Origin of the sequence: Pseudomonas sp. YY-1, from assembly GCF_002843095.1 — a bacterium.
GTDB lineage: Bacteria > Pseudomonadota > Gammaproteobacteria > Pseudomonadales > Pseudomonadaceae > Aquipseudomonas > Aquipseudomonas sediminis_A.
The window spans coordinates 252885-270184 of the sequence record NZ_PJLX01000003.1; the positions used below are offsets into that span (position 1 = coordinate 252885).

Genomic DNA, 17300 nt, shown 5'->3' on the forward strand with positions numbered 1-17300 from the left:
ACCTGGTAACCACAGCGCTCAGTCCCTGGCGAAACCCGGCATCGGATGTGCAGTCCATGGCTGCATTATCCGTTGCCGTTCATGAGCACGCCGATGCCCTCACCCTGGTTAGCCCTGCTGCGCCGCCGTCGCCTGAGCCTGATGTTTCTGGGCTGCCTGCTGGTATTGCTGCCGATAGGCTGCGCCAAACTGGAGCAGACCGAACGCGAGCTGGTGTTTCGCATCGAGCCCGGCACCGCCCGCTGGTTCAGCGGCCTGCCTGCAGGCGTCGAGGACGTGCAACTGCAATCCCCCGACCTCACTGCCGATGAGAGCCTGCATGCCTGGTGGTGGCCGGCCCCCCGCAAGGACGCCCCGACGCTGCTCTATCTGCATGGCTCACGCTGGAACCTGACCGGCCAGCTGTTTCGCATCGAACAGTTACATGCCATGGGCTTCTCGGTCTTGGCGGTGGACTACCGCGGCTTCGGCGAAAGCCGTGGCGCCTTGCCCTCCGAGCGTAGCGTCTACCAGGACGCCCTGATCGCCTGGCAGCACTTGGTGCGCCTGCAGCCCGAGGCGAACAAACGCTTCATCTATGGTCATTCACTGGGTGGCGCCGTAGCCGTCAACCTGGCGCACGAACTGGCAAGTGAAGAGGAAGCCGCGCAGGCCGCCGGGCTGATCGTCGAATCCAGTTTCACTAATCTGGGCGATGTGGCGGCCGCGGTTACCAACACCTCGCTGCCGGTGCGCTGGCTGCTATCGCAGGAGTTCGATTCACTGAGCAAGATCGGCGATGTCGGCATCCCGGTGCTGATCGCTCATGGTCGCGATGACCGCTACGTACCGTCACGCTTCAGCCAGGCGCTGTTCGACGCGGCCAGCGAGCCGAAGCAGTTGCTGCTGATCGACGGCGCCAACCACAACAACAGCCTGCGCATGGCCGGTAACAGCTACCGCCAGGCCTTGCAGGCCCTAGGGCTCGAACTTAACTGAAGTGCTGCAGGTAGAGCTGCTCCACCTTGGCCCGTGCCCAAGGCGTCTTGCGCAGGAAGGTCAGACTCGACTTGATGCTCGGCTCATGCTTGAAACAGCGCACGTCAACCTGATGGGCAAGGCCGTCCCAACCGATGCGGTCCACCAGGGCGGTGAGAATCGCCTGCAAGGTCAGGCCATGGAGCGGGTCATTGCTGGTCATGAGAGCATCCGTTAAAAAAGTGCGCCTATCTTAGAGCCAGAAACGAAAAAGGCGATGACTGCGTAGCAATCATCGCCTTCGCTTCAAGCCAGCAGAGTTACACCGACTTGTATTCGCTCTCGGCCTTGTCGAAGCGGCTCAGCATCGACTGGCTCGGCGCCTGACCGATACGGCTGAAGATGACGATGGCCAGGGTGGCGAGGATGAAGCCCGGGATGATCTCGTACAGACCCAGACCGATCCAGTTCTTCCATACGATCACGGTGGCGGCACCGACCAGCATACCGGCCAGAGCGCCGTTGCGGGTCATGCCCTTCCACAGCAGGGAGAGGATCACCACCGGACCGAACGCAGCGCCAAAGCCGGCCCAGGCGTAGGACACCAAGCCCAGTACGCGGTTTTCCGGGTTAGCCGCCAGAGCGATGGCGATCAGTGCGACCAGCAGCACCATGGCGCGGCCGACCCAGACCAGTTCGGTCTGCGAAGCGTCTTTACGCAGGAAAGCCTTGTAGAAGTCTTCGGTCAGCGCACTGGAGCACACCAGCAACTGGCAGCTCAGGGTGCTCATCACCGCCGCCAGGATGGCGGACAGCAGGATACCGGCGATCCACGGGTTGAACAGCAGCTTGGCCAGCTCGATGAACACGCGCTCCGGGTTCTCAGCGACCGGGCCGGCGACTTCAGGGTGCGCCGCGAAGTAGGCGATACCGAAGAAACCGACAGCAACAGCGCCAGCCAGGGTCAGGATCATCCAGGTCATGGAAATGCGGCGGGCAGCCGGGATCGACTTCACCGAATCAGCGGCCATGAAGCGCGCCAGGATGTGCGGTTGGCCGAAATAGCCCAGGCCCCAGGCCATCAGGGAGATCACGCCGACGAAGGTCGCGCCCTTGAGCATGTCGAAGTTGGTCGCGTCGACCGCCTCGATGGCGACCATGGCCGGATCGAAGCCGCCGGTAGCGATCATCACCACGACCGGGGTCAGGATCAGCGCGAAGATCATCAGGGTGGCCTGCACAGTGTCGGTCCAGCTCACTGCCAGGAAGCCGCCGATGAAGGTATAGGCGATGGTCGCAGCAGCGCCGGCCCACAGCGCGGTCTCGTAGGACATGCCGAAGGTGCTCTCGAACAGGCGAGCACCGGCCACCACGCCGGAGGCGCAGTAAATGGTGAAGAAAACCAGGATCACCAGCGCCGAGAAGATGCGCAGGATGCGGCTGTTGTCTTCGAAACGGTTGGTGAAGTAGTCCGGCAGGGTCAGGGCGTTACCGTTGTGCTCGGTCTGCACGCGCAGACGGCCGGCAACGAACAACCAGTTGAGGTAGGCGCCGATGACCAGACCGATGGCGATCCAGCTTTCGGAGATGCCGGCGACGAAGATCGCGCCAGGCAGGCCCATCAGCAACCAGCCACTCATGTCGGAAGCGCCGGCGGACAGTGCGGTAACGAAGCTACCGAGACTGCGGCCACCGAGGATGTAGTCGGAAAGGTTCTTGGTACGCAGATAGGCGATCAAGCCGATCAGCACCATGGCTGCGATGTACACCACGAAGGTGACGAGCATTGGAGTACTAGCTGTCATTTGGGGGGCTCCCCTCTCGTTTGTTGTTCTTGGGCACCGTGCCCAGCTTGGCAAAGCGCACCCGTTTTTGCGGATGCGGGCTCCGGTCTCTCTTCCTCGTCACACCGATGTCTGATGAGCACGTTCAGGGACAGATACCGGCGCAGTGAATTCTCCACCACTTCGTCACAGCATCGGCACGTGCCTGAGCACTTTCCCTGACCTCCCTGGCTTGCGCCTGCGGCCACCGAATCGCGTTACCACCCTACTTCGGCTGCATACACTTCTATTATCGGTCTAGCCCAGCAAAGCTGGTCTGACCAATCGGCGCAGACAAAAACGGTCGTAACGAAAGTGAAGGGCGGAATTTAGTGGCAGACGTGAGCGGGCTTCTTGCTGAAAGCTCTGGAGTTTTTACAGAAATCTCCGACACGGGGAACTTCCGGCAAACAGCTGTTTCGGCCTCGCGCCGAGAACCTGATCGCTCGATCAGCCCCCGCTGGCCTGGCGAAAAGGCAGATAACTGCGCGCCTCCTCAGCGTAAACCCGCACGCCAGAGCGCTCCTGCTCGAGAAACTCGGCAACCGCAGCATGCAGCCCAGGATGGCAGAGATAATGCCAGGAGCGAGTGATGACCGGCTCGAAACCGCGAATCAGCTTGTGCTCACCCTGCGCGCCAGCATCGAAGCGTTGCAGACCTTCGGCGATGGCCAACTCCATGCCCTGATAGAAGCAGGTTTCGAAATGCAGCCGGTCGAATTCGGCCAGGCAGCCCCAATAGCGGCCATAAAAGGTATCGCCATCGACCAGGCTGAAGGCCATCGCCAGCGCACGACCATGCTGCGTGGCGAACACCACCCGAATCATCTCGGGCATGCGCTCGGCCAGCAGGCTGAAAAAGTCCCGTGTCAGATAGGGCGCCTGACCACGCACGTGGTAAGTGTTGGCATAGCAGTGGTAGACGAAATCCCAGTCCGCCTCGCTCAACTCGGCGCCATGACGCCTGTCGAATTTAATGCCCTGCCCCGCCACCTGCTCCCGTTCCTTGCGTATCTGCTTGCGTTTGCGCGAGCTGAGCGTATCGAGAAAGTCCTGAAAATCACGATAACCACGGTTGTGCCAGTGAAACTGACAACCGATGCGCTCCAACCAGCCTTGCCGCTGCATCAGCACAGTGTCGCAAGCCGGGCTGGTGAAGTTGATATGCAGGCTCGACAAGCCTTCATCGCTCAATTCGGCTGCCAACGCATCGAGCAGCTCGGCAGCCGCACCGACGTCGCCGAGCAAACGCGCTCCGGTCACCGGAGAGAACGGTACGGCGCCCAGCAGTTTGGGGTAGTAGGCGATGCCGGCGCGTCGGCAGGCGTCAGCCCAGCCGTGATCGAATACGTATTCGCCGTAAGAGTGCTGCTTCAGATAAGCCGGCAACGCTGCCTGCACCTTGCCGTGCTCATCGCACCAGAGCCGGTGCGAGGGCTGCCAACCACTGCGACCGCCAACGCTGCCGCTGTCCTCCAGCGCACTGAGGAAGGCGTGACGCAGGAACGGCTGTTGTTGCGGTAACAGAGCATCCCAGGTCTCTGCTGACAGAGCGTGAAGGGAGTCGATGATGGTGACGGACATGAGCTGAGTTCCAGAGGCCAGACTGCAATATATCTCTAACAATGCACCTGCAATATGAGAAGGCCAACCCTTATAACTTTGAGCTCTGTAAAGGAGTTAACCATGCAAAAGTCCCTTCTCGCCCTCGGAATCGCGTTATTGCTCGGCAGCGGTACGGCAATCGCCCAGCAGTCGATTACTCATCCTTTTCACGCGACCCAGGCAGAAGATGCACCGAACAACGTACACATGGCGGTGGAAATTCCAGCAGGCAGCTTCACCAAGTACGAGATCAACGAAGAAGGTCTGGTTTTCGTCGACCGCTTCCAGTCCATGCCTGTTGTCTACCCTGCCAACTATGGTTCGCTGTCTCGCACGCTGGGTGGCGACAACGACCCATTGGACGGCCTGGTGCTAACTCGCGAGCCTCTTCATCCAGGCGTCCTTATCAAGTTCCGTCCGATCGGCTATCTGAAGATGATCGACGGCGGTGAAGCGGATGAAAAGATCATTGGCGTACCCAGCAGCGATATCGATCCGACTTACGACAACATCAAGGACATCGATGACCTATCCTTGATCGAGCGCCAGCGCATCGAGGCTTTTTTCCGCGTTTACAAGCAACTGCCAGAAGGCCGCAAGAAAGTCGAACTCAACGGCTATGGCAGCGCCGCCGAAGCTCGCCAGATGATCCAGATGGCCCTGGACAACTACAAAAAAAACAACTGACAAACCGCGAAAAGGCCCAGCCAAGTGCTGGGCCTTTTCAATCACAGCCTTCAACTTTTCCCGGCCAGAGCCTTCTTGTAGCTGGTGGCGTAGTTCAGTTTGCGGCCGGCCACCTTGTTCAACTCCTTGCGGTCCATCGACGAGTAAACACCCAACTCACGGGCCTTGAATCCACTGCTGCCGACTTCGTCTTCCGGCGCGAGCGCCACCATCTTCTTCGCAGCAGTTTCGACCGCATCGCGGTAATCGCCACGGTCACTTAGGTCATATGTATCAAGCGACATCACCGAACGCAGCCAGTTGCCCCAATAGAACTCCAGAAACTCAGGGGCCACTTCGCCAGAACGCGGCTTGTCGTAACCCACCTCGCGAGTGAAGTACACCAGCGCTCGATAGGGGTCGTTGGCCAGATGCTGCAAACCGAGCTGGCTCGGTATCTGTTGAGGATCGATGGCCTGGCCGTTGCCGTCCTTGAGCCAGACCTTGCGCGCCTGCGCCATGCGTTGCCAGAAGCTGGCCATGTCAGCGCTGTCGCCGAAGTTGTCAGTCACCCGCACCCACATGTTCAGGTTTTCGCCGCCCTTGGGATGCTCCACAAGCACGGTGAAAGTGTGATGACCATCGGTAAGGAACAACTTGCCTTCGGGACCAATGACCACGGTTTTCATCTCGCTGCTACGAGCACCGACCTTATCCTGGCAGGTGAAACTTTCCGGTTTCCGCAGATCGGCGTCACCTGGCACATTGGCACTCTCGCCCTGCCCGTTGGCCTCGCAATATTCGTCGAACAGTTTATTGCGCTCTTGCGCGAAGCGGCCGAGCTTGTAGTAGATCTGGTCATACCCAACCGCAGCCTGGGTCGGGTGCAACGCTTGCAGCGGCACCTGAAGCAACTCACCGGGCTTGGCTGCACTGTAATCCTGGGCCAGGACGGTCGAACTCAGGCCGAGCGCAACCAGTATCAAAGTGATTTGACGCATCGAAACATCTCCAAAGGACTTGGCGATAAAAAAGCCCCGCCATTGGCGGGGCTCAATCAGGAGCAACGGATGAAGGTATTGCTTAGAACACGTACTGCAGGCGACCTACGATTGCCTTGCCGTCATCCTGCACGCTCTTGCCACCCACCTGGTTAGAGGTGTTGATGTTGTCCACCTGATAATCGATGTAGTTCAGGCTGGTACGGACGGACGGGGTAACGAAGTAGTTCACACCCACCACCATGGCCTTGGTCTCGAACTCGTCGTTGACGTCGTCAGCCACGATACCGGCAAGACCCAGGTTGCCCGGAATGGCAGCCGCATCGGAATCGATTGTGGTGCTTTCGTAACGGGCGAAGATTTCCCAGGAACCCTTCATGTTGTCTGGCTTGTCCCACTTGCCGTCAGCGGCCTTGTACTGGCGCACGCCGTTGAACATGTAGGAAACCTGAGCGTAGTAACCGCTGAGGTCAACATCGGATTTCGCACCGGCCAGAGTCTCGCCACTGATCTGACGCTGGAAGTACTCAGCCTGCGCACGGAAAGCACCGAACTGAGCACCGGACTCCAGCACCCATTCAACGTCCTTGTCAGCCACGCGCACGTCGCCAAAGGTCAGGCGGAAGTCGTTGTCGCTGCGAATCCCCATGCGGGTACGAGCGCGGGCACGGTTATCGTCGGACTCGCTGTTGTGGTAGTTGGCAGCGAGGTGAATGACGTCAGTGCCATTGAGGTAGGGAGCCCAGTGAGCGCGCAGGGTATAGCCGTACAGCTCGTCGTTGTCCTCACTCTTGTAGTTGTTGTCACCTTCGTAGGTGGCAACCTGAGCCATCAGGCCATAGTTGTCGCCAGAGTGTTTGAAGTTCACGCCGAACTGGGTGTCTTCGTCCCCATTGAGGAAGTCGTACATGAACGGACGCTCGATGGCGGTGATCCAGGAGGAGCTGGTGGAGTTCTCCAGACCATAGTCGACACCAAAACGACCGACAGTGAAGGTACCGATATCCAAGCCGGTGTAGGCGATGAAGGCACGGTCGACGCTGGTGTCATCGGCTTCGTCGTAGCTCAGGCGCAGACCCCAATCCCAGTCGCTGTAGGCGGTACCCTCAAGGCCGAACTCACCGCGACGGATGAAGGTATTGAAGGTATCGTCGAACGGCTTGTTCTGGTCAGCGGCCATCAGGCCATCGAACTGAGTAGCATCCCACTGCAGTTTGCCGCTCAGCTTGAAGCTGAACGCCTTGTCGGTAGTGGCGACTTCCAAGCCGCCTTTGGTCTTGATCACGAGGTCAGCGCCGTCAGTGGTGACGGTACCGGCGAAAGCCTGGGCGGAGACGGCCAGAGCCAGGGCGCTGGCTACGAAACCGGCGAAGTGCTTACGGATCATCGAGAAATTCCCCTGTTGGACTTTTAGTGTTGAAAACACCCGAGCTGTAGGCTCGTTCGTGCTGGGGGAATCTTGGCGAGGGGTTATTTCAGCGCAGTTGCCGATATATAAAGATTTGATGACAAAGGAACTTTTTACTTCCGATGCTTATAAGCAGATCAGGATGAGTGCAGCCGCGGTCCCAGCAGGATGATCAAAGCACCCGCCAGACAGAGCGCAGCGCCCAACCAGTCGCTGAGCATTGGCCGGGTCTTTTCGATCAGCGCCAGCCACAACAGCGAAGCGACGATATACACACCGCCATAGGCGGCATAAGCGCGACCGGCGAAGGAGGCTTCGACGCGGGTCAGAATCAGCGCGAACAGCGCCAGGCTTAGCAGCCCGGGAGCGATCCACCAGGCGCTGCGATCGAGCCGCAGCCACATCCAGAAGGCATAGCAACCGGCGATCTCGAACAGGGCCGCCAACAGAAACCATAGATAGTTGATCATTCTCGCCCCCTAACCGCGCAAGGCGCCTTCGCGCTCCCAAGCGCAACGCACGCGTAGCCCACCTTCCTGCGGACTATGAAAGCCGCTATCGGACTCCCAGCGAAAGGTATGCATACCGTTGAGTTCGGTTTCCAGATGCACCACTGCGCTGGCCCAGTACAGACGCTTGAGCAGCGCCTCGAAGGCTTCGATCCACAGGTTCCATTCGTATTCGATCGCGCCATAGCTGGCGCCGAAGTGGATCACCTGGGTCTGGTAAAGGCCGGCACCGGGTTGGTCGCAGAAGGAGAACATTTCACGACCAAGAAACGGCCAGAGCTCGCCGGCCGGCAATTCGGCCAGCACGCCATGATTGGTTTCACGGCGCAGGCGACGTTGCTCGGGGTCATCCGAGGGCCAGTCGCGGATGCAGCCATAGACGATGGATTCGGACTCCACACCGGCACTCCTGAAAAAGCAGAACGCCTTCTAACACAGCACGCCTGGGCAAGAAAGGAACTGCTGCCAATTCTTCAGCGAGGCTGACGCCTGCTACGCCCCAGCAACCACGCCACCAGCGTCATCACCAGCGCCAGCGCAGTGAGCACTGCAAACGGCAGACGGTAGCTGCCGGACAGGTCGCGCGCCAAGCCGGTGAGAATGGGCGTCAGGCAACCCAGGCTGTAACCGGTGAACAGCATCATCGCCGTCCAGCGGCTGACGGCCATTGGCGAACCGGCCTCGTACAGCGGCAGCACCAGCGACAGGGCGAAGGAGCCACCCAGCGAAAAACCCAAGATCACCGCCCACAGTTCCGGAACGAAACGCGGCATGAAGGTGACCATCGCCAGACAACCGCAGGTGACCGCACCGCAAGCCAACAGTAGCGGATAACGCGCGTTGTAGCGCTGCGCCAGCCAGGGCAGCAGGAACGAGCTGGGCAGCCCCATGAGCATGGCCAGACTGAGCAGCGAGTTGCTGCGCAGCATGCTCAGCCCCGCTTCGTGATAACGCGCCACAGCCCAGGTCGCGATGGCATAGAACAAGCCCGCTTGAATGGCGAAGAAGCAACTGATCAGCCACGCGCGCGGCTGCCGCCAGGGCAGGCCACCGCTTTCCTGCTCATTGGCAGCACCCGCCTGGTTGGGCAGCCACAGCCAGAGCATGACCCCGAACAGCGCAGGCGCCGCCCATACCGCCAGGCCCAGGTGCCAGGCGTCACCGAACAACGCGGTGGCCGGCGCGGTGAGCACTGCGCCACCGGCCCCGCCAATGGCCATGCCCAGTGAATACCAGCCCACCACGCGCCCCATCTGGCTGGCGAAGTGACGCTTGATGAATCCCGACAACAACGGCCCGGCGACCGCGATGGCAGCGCCGAGGGCAATGGCGCTGCCGATCAACACCGCACTCTGGTGCGCGGCCAGACGTGCCAGCAGCGCCAGGCCGATCAGCCCGAGGCAGAGCACGATGGTGCGCTCGAGCCCCCAGCGCATCGCCAGGCGCGGCGCCAGCGGCGCGAGCAGGCCCATGCACAACACCGGCAAGGCCGTGGTCAGACTGATGAAGCTGCGACTCAGCGACAGCTCTGCAGCGATGCGTTCGATCAGCGGTGCAAGGGAAGTGATGCCGGGGCGCAAATTGATCGCCGCCAGCACCAGGGCCACTAGCAGTAGGGCCCGAGGGACTGGTTTCACGAGGTATCCGAAGTCATTACGGCAGGCAGGCCGGGGCGGCCACCCTACCCCCGGAGGCCACACCAGGCAAGCCTGCCGGTGAAAATAGCTGACCCTGTGGTCAGCTGATCGATTTGACCTTGCCGCGCATTTTTTCGGCCATGCTGGCCATCTCGTCGTACAGCGCCTGCGGATTCTTCTGCTTCAGTGCCCAGGCCATGCGGCCCATCTCATGCGGCAGAATCAGGAAGCTGCCCTTGGCCACTTCGTCATGAATGTAAGTGGCGATATCTGCCGCGCTGATCGGCGAGCTTTCCAGCAGCTTGCCGACCTGGGCCTTCATCGCCGGAGTCGGGCCACGGAAGGAGTCCAGCAGGTTGGTCTGGAAGAAGGATGGGCAGACCACGTGCACGCCGATCTCCATTTGACGCAGCTCTACCAGCAGACTTTCCGACAGCGCCACTACACCGGCCTTGGCGACGTTGTAGTTGCTCATGCCCGGCCCCTGCATCAGCGCCGCCATCGAGGCGATGTTGACGATCTTGCCCTTGCTCTTTTCCAGCAGCGGCAGGAATGCCTTGCAGCCCTTGACCACGCCCATCAGGTTGATCGAGATCTGCCAGTCCCAGTCCTCCAGCGACAGTTCGCTGAAAAAGCCGCCAGAGGCGACACCGGCGTTATTGACGATGATGTCGATACCACCGAACTGCTCCTCGCAGGCCTGCGCCAGAGCGGTCAGCTGGCTGTAGTCACGCACGTCGCAGCGTCGGGTGAAGCCATCACCGCCAGCCTCACGGACCAGTTTCAATGTTTCCGCCAGGCCGGCCTCGTTGACGTCGGCCAGCGCCAGTCGCCAGCCCTCGCGTGCCCAACGCAGGGCAATTTCGCGTCCCAGGCCGGAGCCCGCGCCAGTGATCATCATGCGGTTTTGCATAGCGGCCCTGCCTTCAATGTTTGGTTGAAATGATTGGCAGTGTAGCGAAGGCAATAAAGCACCCGCGCCTTCATCAGACTTATGAATAGGCAGGGCAAATCGCGATCAAGCCTTGTTGCGCCAGCGCCAGATCAGCCAGGCGTATACGGTCAGGTTGACCAATACGACGATCGCGCCCAGGTAGAGCTGGATCTGTGGCGTGAGCCCGGCCGGATAGATCAGCGGTATCAGGTAATGCTCGATAAAGCCGCCGTCATAGCCGGCCTGCCCGGCCGCACGGCGTAACTGGTTTTCCCAGGGCGTCAGCGGACACCCCAGATGCAAACACTCCACCACGATGCCCCAGGCCACTGCAGGTATATGCAGCCAGATCAGACGCGGCCAGCGCAGCAGCAACAAGCCACCTAGTAGCACGAACAGGATGAAACCCAGGTGCACCAGCACCAGGGCATCGGCAGCCATGCGCCAAAGCATTGCGGCTTAGTCCACCACGAACAGGCGTGCGCCAGACATCGTCGATGAACGATGAGCCTCGGCCCCATCCGCCACCTGATAACTCATACCAGGCTTGAGCACGAATACCCGGCCATCCTCAAGCTCGGTGGTCAGCTCTCCCTCCAGGCACAACAGCACATGCCCTTTTCGGCACCAATGATCGGCCAGGTAGCCCGGCGAATACTCGACCATGCGCACACGCAGCGCACCGAACTGGCAAGTACGCCAACGTGCAACGCCACGCTCACCCGGATGCTCGGTCGCTGGTATCGCAGCCCAGTCCGTTACGCCAAAGGGAATATCACTGATCTGCATCGCCCAACTCCACCGAAAGAGAGCGCCACCTTAACGCAGACACCCCGAGGCAAAATAAATAGAAAGAGACTCTCTAAGAACAAAAATCAATTGATCAACACTATCAATACCATGCAAAGGCCACATTTCCCGACACTGACGAACAGGACTAGCCTCTCTTACATGACGAAATGATTCTCAACGAGGTGCATCATGCTCAAGACCCTGACCTTCACCATCATGCACTTCTGCATCGCCTTCGCCGTTACCTATGCCCTGACTGGCAGTGTCGCAGCCAGCGGCATGGTGGCGGCCATCGAGCCCCTGTGCAACTCGGTGGGCTTCTACTTTCACGAGAAGGTCTGGCAGCGTTTCGAACGCCGTCGTCAGCCTGCGGCAGAGCGCCCAAAGCATGCCTGGCTGCACCACCACGCCTGATTGAAAAAGCCTGAAGTCAGTCGTCGCGCGCCTCTTGTTGCGGCTACGCATGTTTCCTTGAGATAAGGCAGGATAGTCTGGCACTTTGCCCCGCTTGCTGCTGTCATAAGCCAGCTGCTCAACCCAGACGTTCTCTTATTCAAAGGGACTTAATACATGCCCAGCCTTGCCCGACTCGCCGCCTTGCTCGGCTGCCTGGTCTTCTGTGCCTCCGCGATGGCCGCCGACGTGGATGCCGAAAGCTACGGCTACCCACTGTCCAACCCGTTCGAGGCGACCATCGCCACCACGCCGCCGGAGCTGCGCCCGACGCTGCCGGCCGATGGCGACATCCGGCAACGCGACTACTCGGTACGCCTGCGCCCGGATCGTGAGTTCGAATTGCTGGACAACTTCTGGCCGGTGACCAAGCTGCGTTACCGCCTGGCCCAGCAGAACGGTCGTGCGCCGCTGATTTTCATCATCTCCGGCACCGGCGCGCACTATGCCAGCGGCACCACCGAATACCTGAAGAAGCTGTTCTACGGCGCTGGCTTCCATGTCGTGCAGCTGTCGTCACCGACCAGCTACGACTTCATGGCAGCTGCCTCGCGCTCGGCCACGCCAGGCTACAGCCCGGATGATGCCGACGATCTGTACCGCGCCATGCAGGCCGTGCGTGCTCAGCATCCAAAGCTGGAGGTCAGCGAGTTCTTGCTGACCGGCTACAGCCTGGGGGCGCTGCATGCCGCCTTCGTCAGCCAGCTGGACGAAACCCGGCGTGCCTTCGATTTCAAACGCGTGCTGCTGCTCAACCCGCCGGTCAACCTCTACACCTCTGTCAGCAACCTGGACAAGCTGGTGCAGACCAAGGTGCAAGGCATCGACAACAGCACCAATTTCTATGATCTGGTGCTGGGCAAGCTGACTCGCTACTTCAACGACAAGGGCTACCTCGATATCAACGAGGCCATGCTCTACGACTTCCAGCAATCCAAGGAAAAGCTCTCCGACGAGCAGATGGCAATGCTGATCGGCACCTCGTTCCGCTTCTCGTCTGCCGATATCGTCTTCACTTCGGACCTGCTCAACCGCCGTGGCCTGATCACTCCACGCGACTACCGCATCACCGAGAGCACCAGCCTCACGCCGTTCTTCCAGATGGCTCTGCGCTGCGACTTCGACTGCTACATCGCCGAACAACTGATGCCCATGTGGCGTGCGCGCTATGACGGCGGCAGCCTCAACCAGTTGATCGACAAGAGCAGCCTCTACGCCCTGGAGGACTACCTCAAAGGCAGCGACAAGGTCTCGGTGATGCACAATGCCGACGACCTGATCCTCGGCCCAGGCGATATCGGCTTCCTGCGCCGCACCTTCGGCGACCGCCTGACCCTTTACCCGCGTGGCGGGCACTGCGGCAACCTCAACTATCGCGTCAACAGCGACGCCATGCTGGAGTTCTTCCGTGGTTAAGCACAGCACTCTTATTCTCGCCCTGCTACTGGCCAGCGGGCAGACACTGGCCGAAGGCCAGGTCGACGCAGACGGTTTCACCAATCCGTTGCAGAACCTGCAATTCAACCCTGGGTTGGATCAACAAGAGTTCGAACGCGCCTCCAGCGATGCCCTGCAGGTCTATGACCCACTGGAGTCGTGGAACCGCCGCGTCTACCACTTCAACTACCGTTTCGATCAGTGGGTGTTCCTGCCCGTGGTCGACGGCTACCGCTACGTCACGCCCAATCTGGTGCAGACCGGCGTGCACAACTTCTTCAACAACCTCGGCGAGATTCCCACGCTGGCCAACAGCGTGCTGCAGCTCAAGGGCAAGCGGGCGATGAACAGCACCGCTCGCTTGCTGTTCAACACCATCCTCGGGGTGGGCGGCGTCTGGGACCCAGCGACGAAGATGGGCCTGCCGCGCCTGAGCGAAGACTTCGGCCAGACGCTGGGTTACTACGGCGTGCCCGCCGGCCCGTACCTGATGCTGCCGCTGCTCGGCCCGTCGAACCTGCGCGACACCAGTGGCCTGGTGGCGGATTACAGCCTGGAGAATGCGGTCAACTACCTCGATGTGGCCGACGCCAGCCGCAGCAACCCCGGCATTACCGTGCTGCGCGTGGTCGATACCCGCGCCAATACCGGCTTCCGCTACGGCCAGCTGAACTCGCCATTCGAGTACGAGAAGCTGCGCTTCTTCTACCACGAGTCGCGCAAGTTGAAGATTGCCGACTGAGCCAGGGTTATGCATCGATTTTATCGATGCATAACCCGTAAATTTTCCACCAAAATATCGATTCAATGCGACTAGCATGGCGTCATTCCTACCTTTCAAGGAGCTCGCCATGACCTCGCAACGCCGCGTCATCAGCATCCAGCCCGGCCAACCTGCCTCCGACGGCGCCGGTGTGCGCCTCAACCGCGTGATCGGCGGCCCCGGCCTGGAGCGCTTCGATCCGTTTCTGATGCTCGACGAGTTTTCCACCGACAATCCCGACGACTACATCGCCGGCTTCCCGCCGCACCCGCATCGTGGCTTCGAGACCATCACCTACATGCTCGAGGGGCGCATGCGCCATGAGGATCACCTGGGCAACGCCGGTCTGCTCGGCAGCGGCGGCGTGCAGTGGATGACCGCTGCGCGCGGCATCATCCACAGCGAGATGCCCGAGCAGGAGTCCGGTGCCATGCGCGGCTTCCAGCTGTGGCTCAACCTGCCAGCCAAGGACAAGCTGGGCGAAGCGGGCTATCGCGACATTCCAGCCAGCGAGATCCCGCGCATCAACACAGCGTCCGGTGCCGAGGTGGTGGTGATCGCCGGTGAGTTCGATGACGGCGATATCCGCCAGGCTGGCGCCGTGCAACGTCCGCATACCCAGCCTCAGCTGTTCGACCTGAATCTGCCAGCCGGCAGCCAGATTTCACCGCGCCTGGCCGATGGTCAGCGGGTGATGCTCTACGTCTACCAGGGTTTGCTGGAGCTGCCTGGGGCGAGCGCTCAACCGGTCAGAGCCGGGCACCTGGTGCGCCTGTCCGACGAGGGTGAGCTGCACCTGGCCAGCGCCCAGGGCGCACGAGTGCTGCTAATCGCCGGCACACCGCTGAACGAGCCCATCGTCCAGTACGGGCCGTTCGTGATGAACAGCCGCGAGGAAATCGAGCAGGCACTGCGCGATTTTCGTGATGGCGTGCTGGCCTGAGCTGAATCAGGCGGACTGGACGACCTCGGTCAAGCCAAGGAAACGGCAGAGGTCGGCCTTGCGCGTCATCGCGTCCTGATAGCCTAGTTCGATCAGTTCACTGAATAGCCAGGCTCGAACAGCAGGTAACTGAGCACGCCCGCCCCACCCGCCTTGGTCGCACCCGGCCCGCGCAGAAACAGTCGCAGCGCCTTGGGCAGCTCACGCTGATGGCGCGCGGCTATCTGGTCCAGCGGCTGGCTCGGCGCGATCACCAGCACATCCACCGGATTCAAACCCAAGTTGCGCGGGCGCCGCTCAGGCGGCACCAGGGCGCTCATCTGGTTGAGCCGTTCGAGCAGCTCGATATCGGCTTCCAGGTTGTCGATGAAGGTGCTGTTGAGCATATGCCCACCGATCTGTGCCAAGCTCGGCGGGCGATTGGCAGGGTTGACCGGAGCAGGCACTTGCGGATCACCGTGCGCGTTGCCGCTGACGCCAATCACCAGCACGCGGCTGGCGCCAAGGTGCAGCGCGGGGCTGATTGGGGCTGCCTGGCGCACCGCACCGTCACCGAAATATTCGCGATTGATCTTTACCGGCGGAAAGATCAGCGGGATCGACGCGCTAGCCAGCAGGTGGTCGAGTTGCAACCGCGTCGGCACACCCACGCGGCGGTGGCGGAACCAGGGGTCGATGGTGGCGCGGCCTTGGTAGAAGGTCATTGCTTGGCCGCTTTCGTAACCGAAGGCCGTCACCGCCACGGCACGCAGTTGGCGATGGCGCACCGCCGCCGCGATACCGGAGAAATCCAGCTCGCGCTCCAGCAACTCGCGCAATGGCGAACTGTCGAGCAAGGCCACCGGCACATCGCGCCCCAGACCGAGCAAGCTGTGGCCAACGAAGCGTGCCGCCTGGCGCAGCACGCCCGGCCAGTCGCTGCGGTACACCATGTGGGTATGAAAGCCTTGCCAGACCGTGGTCAGGCGCCGTACCGCCTCGCCGAACTGCAGTGCGCCACAGGCCAAACTGACAGCATTGATCGCCCCGGCCGAGGTGCCAACTATCACCGGAAAGGGGTTGTGCGAGGCGTCCGGCAACAGGTCGGCAATGGCCGACAGCACGCCCACCTGATAGGCCGCCCGTGCCCCACCACCAGAAAGGATCAACCCGGTAACGGGCGCATCGGGACGGGCAATCACGGTCATCAGGCGATCCTGTTTTTCGTTGCAGTATAGATGGGCTAGCAGGCCGTTGAAAAACATAGGCGAGGCAGGCAAGGCTAGGCAAAAACGGCCGAAAAAGCGCAGTTTACGCGTTGTAAATGAGCATTTTGAGGCCGTTTTTTACGCAGCATTGCCAACGCAGGTAGTTTTTCAACAGCCTGCTACTTGCGCTTACCGTAGAGCTTCTGCTCTCCCTCGGGACGCGTCTTGAAGCGGCGGTGCGCCCACAGGTACTGCTCCGGACAAGCACTGACCGCCTGCTCGACCCACTGATTGATACGCAGGCAATCGGCTTCTTCGCTTTCACCCGGGAAGCCTTCGAGCGGCGGATGGATCACCAGGCGATAACCGCTGCCATCGGCCAAACGCTGCTGAGTGAACGGCACCACACGCGCCTTGCCCAGGCGAGCGAACTTGGTAGTGGCGGTAACCGTCGCCGCCTGGATGCCGAACAACGGCACGAAAATGCTCTGCTTGCGACCGTAATCCTGATCCGGCGCATACCAGATGGCGCGACCGGCACGCAGCACCTTGAGCATCGCTCGAATATCCTCACGCTCGATGGCGGTTGCATCGAGGTTGTGGCGCTCGCGGCCACGACGCTGGATGAAGTCGAACAACGGGTTGTCGTGCTCGCGGTACATGCCGTCGATGGTGTGCAATTGGCCGAGCAGCGCGGCACCGATCTCCAGGGTGGTGAAGTGCACCGCCATGAGGATCACCCCCTGCCCTTCGGCTCGCGCCTGCTGCAGATGCTCAAGGCCTTCGACGTGCGCCAGGCGAGCCAGGCGCGCCTTGGGCCACCACCAGCTCATGGCCATCTCGAAGAAGGCGATGCCGGTGGAAGCGAAGTTTTCCTTGAGCAAACGCTCGCGCTCAGCGGTGCTCTTGCCAGGAAAGCACAGCTCCAGATTGCGCGCAGCGATCTGCCGACGCGAGCTGGCCGTGCGGTACATCAGCCAACCCAGTGCCCGCCCCAGTCTCAACTGCAAGCCATAAGGCAACTGCACCACCAGCCACAGCAGCCCAAAGCCAAGCCAGAGCGGCCAGAAGCGCGGATGAAGAAAATAGGCGCGAAAGCGGGGGCGATCCATGAAAGGTTTCCGATCACTTACAAAGCCGCGCATTCTAACGCAGTTTGCCCGACCGGCTCGCTGGCATCACAGC

At 60.9% G+C, this 17300-nt stretch carries 18 protein-coding genes and 1 pseudogene; 6 read left to right on the forward strand and 13 right to left on the reverse strand.

Annotation, left to right across the window (positions count from 1 at the left end; genetic code table 11):
* Window positions 1-93 precede the first annotated feature (93 nt).
* A complete protein-coding gene (locus CXP40_RS06350) occupies window positions 94-978 on the forward strand; it encodes an alpha/beta hydrolase (RefSeq protein WP_106733095.1) in 885 nt (294 codons plus the stop codon).
* Here the strand turns inward: CXP40_RS06350 and CXP40_RS06355 are convergent.
* The 3 genes from CXP40_RS06355 to CXP40_RS06365 all read right to left on the reverse strand — a co-directional run bounded on the left by CXP40_RS06355 (window position 971) and on the right by CXP40_RS06365 (window position 4364).
* On the reverse strand, window positions 971-1180 hold the full coding sequence (locus CXP40_RS06355) for a VF530 family DNA-binding protein (protein WP_106733096.1): 210 nt from the start codon (window positions 1178-1180) through the stop codon (window positions 971-973). The genes CXP40_RS06350 and CXP40_RS06355 overlap by 8 nt on opposite strands.
* Window positions 1181-1277: 97 nt before the next feature.
* On the reverse strand, window positions 1278-2762 hold the full coding sequence (gene putP / locus CXP40_RS06360; protein WP_106733097.1) for a sodium/proline symporter PutP: 1485 nt from the start codon (window positions 2760-2762) through the stop codon (window positions 1278-1280).
* 468 nt (window positions 2763-3230) lie between these two features.
* The gene (locus CXP40_RS06365) at window positions 3231-4364 is read right to left on the reverse strand and encodes a GNAT family N-acetyltransferase (protein WP_106733098.1); all 1134 of its coding nucleotides are present in this window, start codon (window positions 4362-4364) and stop codon (window positions 3231-3233) included.
* 102 nt (window positions 4365-4466) lie between these two features.
* Here CXP40_RS06365 and CXP40_RS06370 point away from each other — a divergent pair, with 102 nt between their 5' ends.
* The gene (locus tag CXP40_RS06370; RefSeq protein ID WP_106733099.1) at window positions 4467-5072 is read left to right on the forward strand and encodes an inorganic diphosphatase; all 606 of its coding nucleotides are present in this window, start codon (window positions 4467-4469) and stop codon (window positions 5070-5072) included.
* Between the two features lie 50 nt (window positions 5073-5122).
* Here CXP40_RS06370 and CXP40_RS06375 read toward each other — a convergent pair whose 3' ends face one another.
* The 8 genes from CXP40_RS06375 to CXP40_RS06410 all read right to left on the reverse strand — a co-directional run bounded on the left by CXP40_RS06375 (window position 5123) and on the right by CXP40_RS06410 (window position 11329).
* A complete protein-coding gene (locus tag CXP40_RS06375) occupies window positions 5123-6052 on the reverse strand; it encodes a ParB/Srx family N-terminal domain-containing protein (RefSeq protein WP_106733100.1) in 930 nt (309 codons plus the stop codon).
* 82 nt (window positions 6053-6134) lie between these two features.
* Window positions 6135-7439 carry an OprO/OprP family phosphate-selective porin gene (locus CXP40_RS06380; protein WP_106733101.1) on the reverse strand — a complete coding sequence of 435 codons (1305 nt, stop codon included), beginning with the start codon at window positions 7437-7439 and terminating at the stop codon, window positions 6135-6137.
* Between the two features lie 158 nt (window positions 7440-7597).
* Window positions 7598-7930: a YnfA family protein gene (locus CXP40_RS06385; RefSeq protein ID WP_106733102.1), complete on the reverse strand. Its 333-nt coding sequence runs from the start codon at window positions 7928-7930 to the stop codon at window positions 7598-7600.
* Between the two features lie 9 nt (window positions 7931-7939).
* Window positions 7940-8368, reverse strand: a complete 429-nt coding sequence (locus CXP40_RS06390; RefSeq protein ID WP_106733103.1) for a hypothetical protein — start codon at window positions 8366-8368, stop codon at window positions 7940-7942.
* Window positions 8369-8442: 74 nt separating this feature from the next.
* Complete coding sequence (locus tag CXP40_RS06395) at window positions 8443-9606, reverse strand: CynX/NimT family MFS transporter (protein ID WP_106733104.1); 1164 nt, start codon at window positions 9604-9606, stop codon at window positions 8443-8445.
* Window positions 9607-9706: 100 nt separating this feature from the next.
* Window positions 9707-10519, reverse strand: a complete 813-nt coding sequence (locus tag CXP40_RS06400; RefSeq protein ID WP_106733105.1) for an SDR family oxidoreductase — start codon at window positions 10517-10519, stop codon at window positions 9707-9709.
* A 105-nt stretch (window positions 10520-10624) separates the two neighbouring features.
* A complete protein-coding gene (locus CXP40_RS06405) occupies window positions 10625-10993 on the reverse strand; it encodes a DUF2784 domain-containing protein (RefSeq protein WP_106733106.1) in 369 nt (122 codons plus the stop codon).
* A 6-nt stretch (window positions 10994-10999) separates the two neighbouring features.
* Window positions 11000-11329, reverse strand: coding sequence for a DHCW motif cupin fold protein (locus CXP40_RS06410; RefSeq protein ID WP_017677986.1), 330 nt, complete (start codon window positions 11327-11329; stop codon window positions 11000-11002).
* Between the two features lie 192 nt (window positions 11330-11521).
* On the opposite strand from CXP40_RS06410, the gene CXP40_RS06415 reads away from it, so the two are divergent.
* The 4 genes from CXP40_RS06415 to CXP40_RS06430 all read left to right on the forward strand — a co-directional run bounded on the left by CXP40_RS06415 (window position 11522) and on the right by CXP40_RS06430 (window position 14928).
* A complete protein-coding gene (locus tag CXP40_RS06415; protein ID WP_099522227.1) occupies window positions 11522-11746 on the forward strand; it encodes a DUF2061 domain-containing protein in 225 nt (74 codons plus the stop codon).
* A gap of 156 nt (window positions 11747-11902) precedes the next feature.
* Complete coding sequence (locus CXP40_RS06420) at window positions 11903-13201, forward strand: serine/threonine protein kinase (protein WP_106733107.1); 1299 nt, start codon at window positions 11903-11905, stop codon at window positions 13199-13201.
* The gene (locus CXP40_RS06425; RefSeq protein WP_106733108.1) at window positions 13194-13964 is read left to right on the forward strand and encodes a VacJ family lipoprotein; all 771 of its coding nucleotides are present in this window, start codon (window positions 13194-13196) and stop codon (window positions 13962-13964) included. Before CXP40_RS06420 ends, CXP40_RS06425 begins: the two co-directional genes overlap by 8 nt.
* A gap of 109 nt (window positions 13965-14073) precedes the next feature.
* The gene (locus CXP40_RS06430; RefSeq protein WP_106733109.1) at window positions 14074-14928 is read left to right on the forward strand and encodes a pirin family protein; all 855 of its coding nucleotides are present in this window, start codon (window positions 14074-14076) and stop codon (window positions 14926-14928) included.
* A 6-nt stretch (window positions 14929-14934) separates the two neighbouring features.
* On the opposite strand, the pseudogene CXP40_RS06435 reads toward CXP40_RS06430, so the two are convergent.
* Together CXP40_RS06435 and CXP40_RS06440 are read right to left on the reverse strand one after the other, a co-directional pair.
* Window positions 14935-16115 (reverse strand): annotated as a pseudogene (locus CXP40_RS06435) (patatin-like phospholipase family protein).
* A gap of 179 nt (window positions 16116-16294) precedes the next feature.
* The gene (locus CXP40_RS06440; protein WP_106733110.1) at window positions 16295-17227 is read right to left on the reverse strand and encodes a lipid A biosynthesis lauroyl acyltransferase; all 933 of its coding nucleotides are present in this window, start codon (window positions 17225-17227) and stop codon (window positions 16295-16297) included.
* Between the last annotated feature and the right edge of the window lie 73 nt (window positions 17228-17300).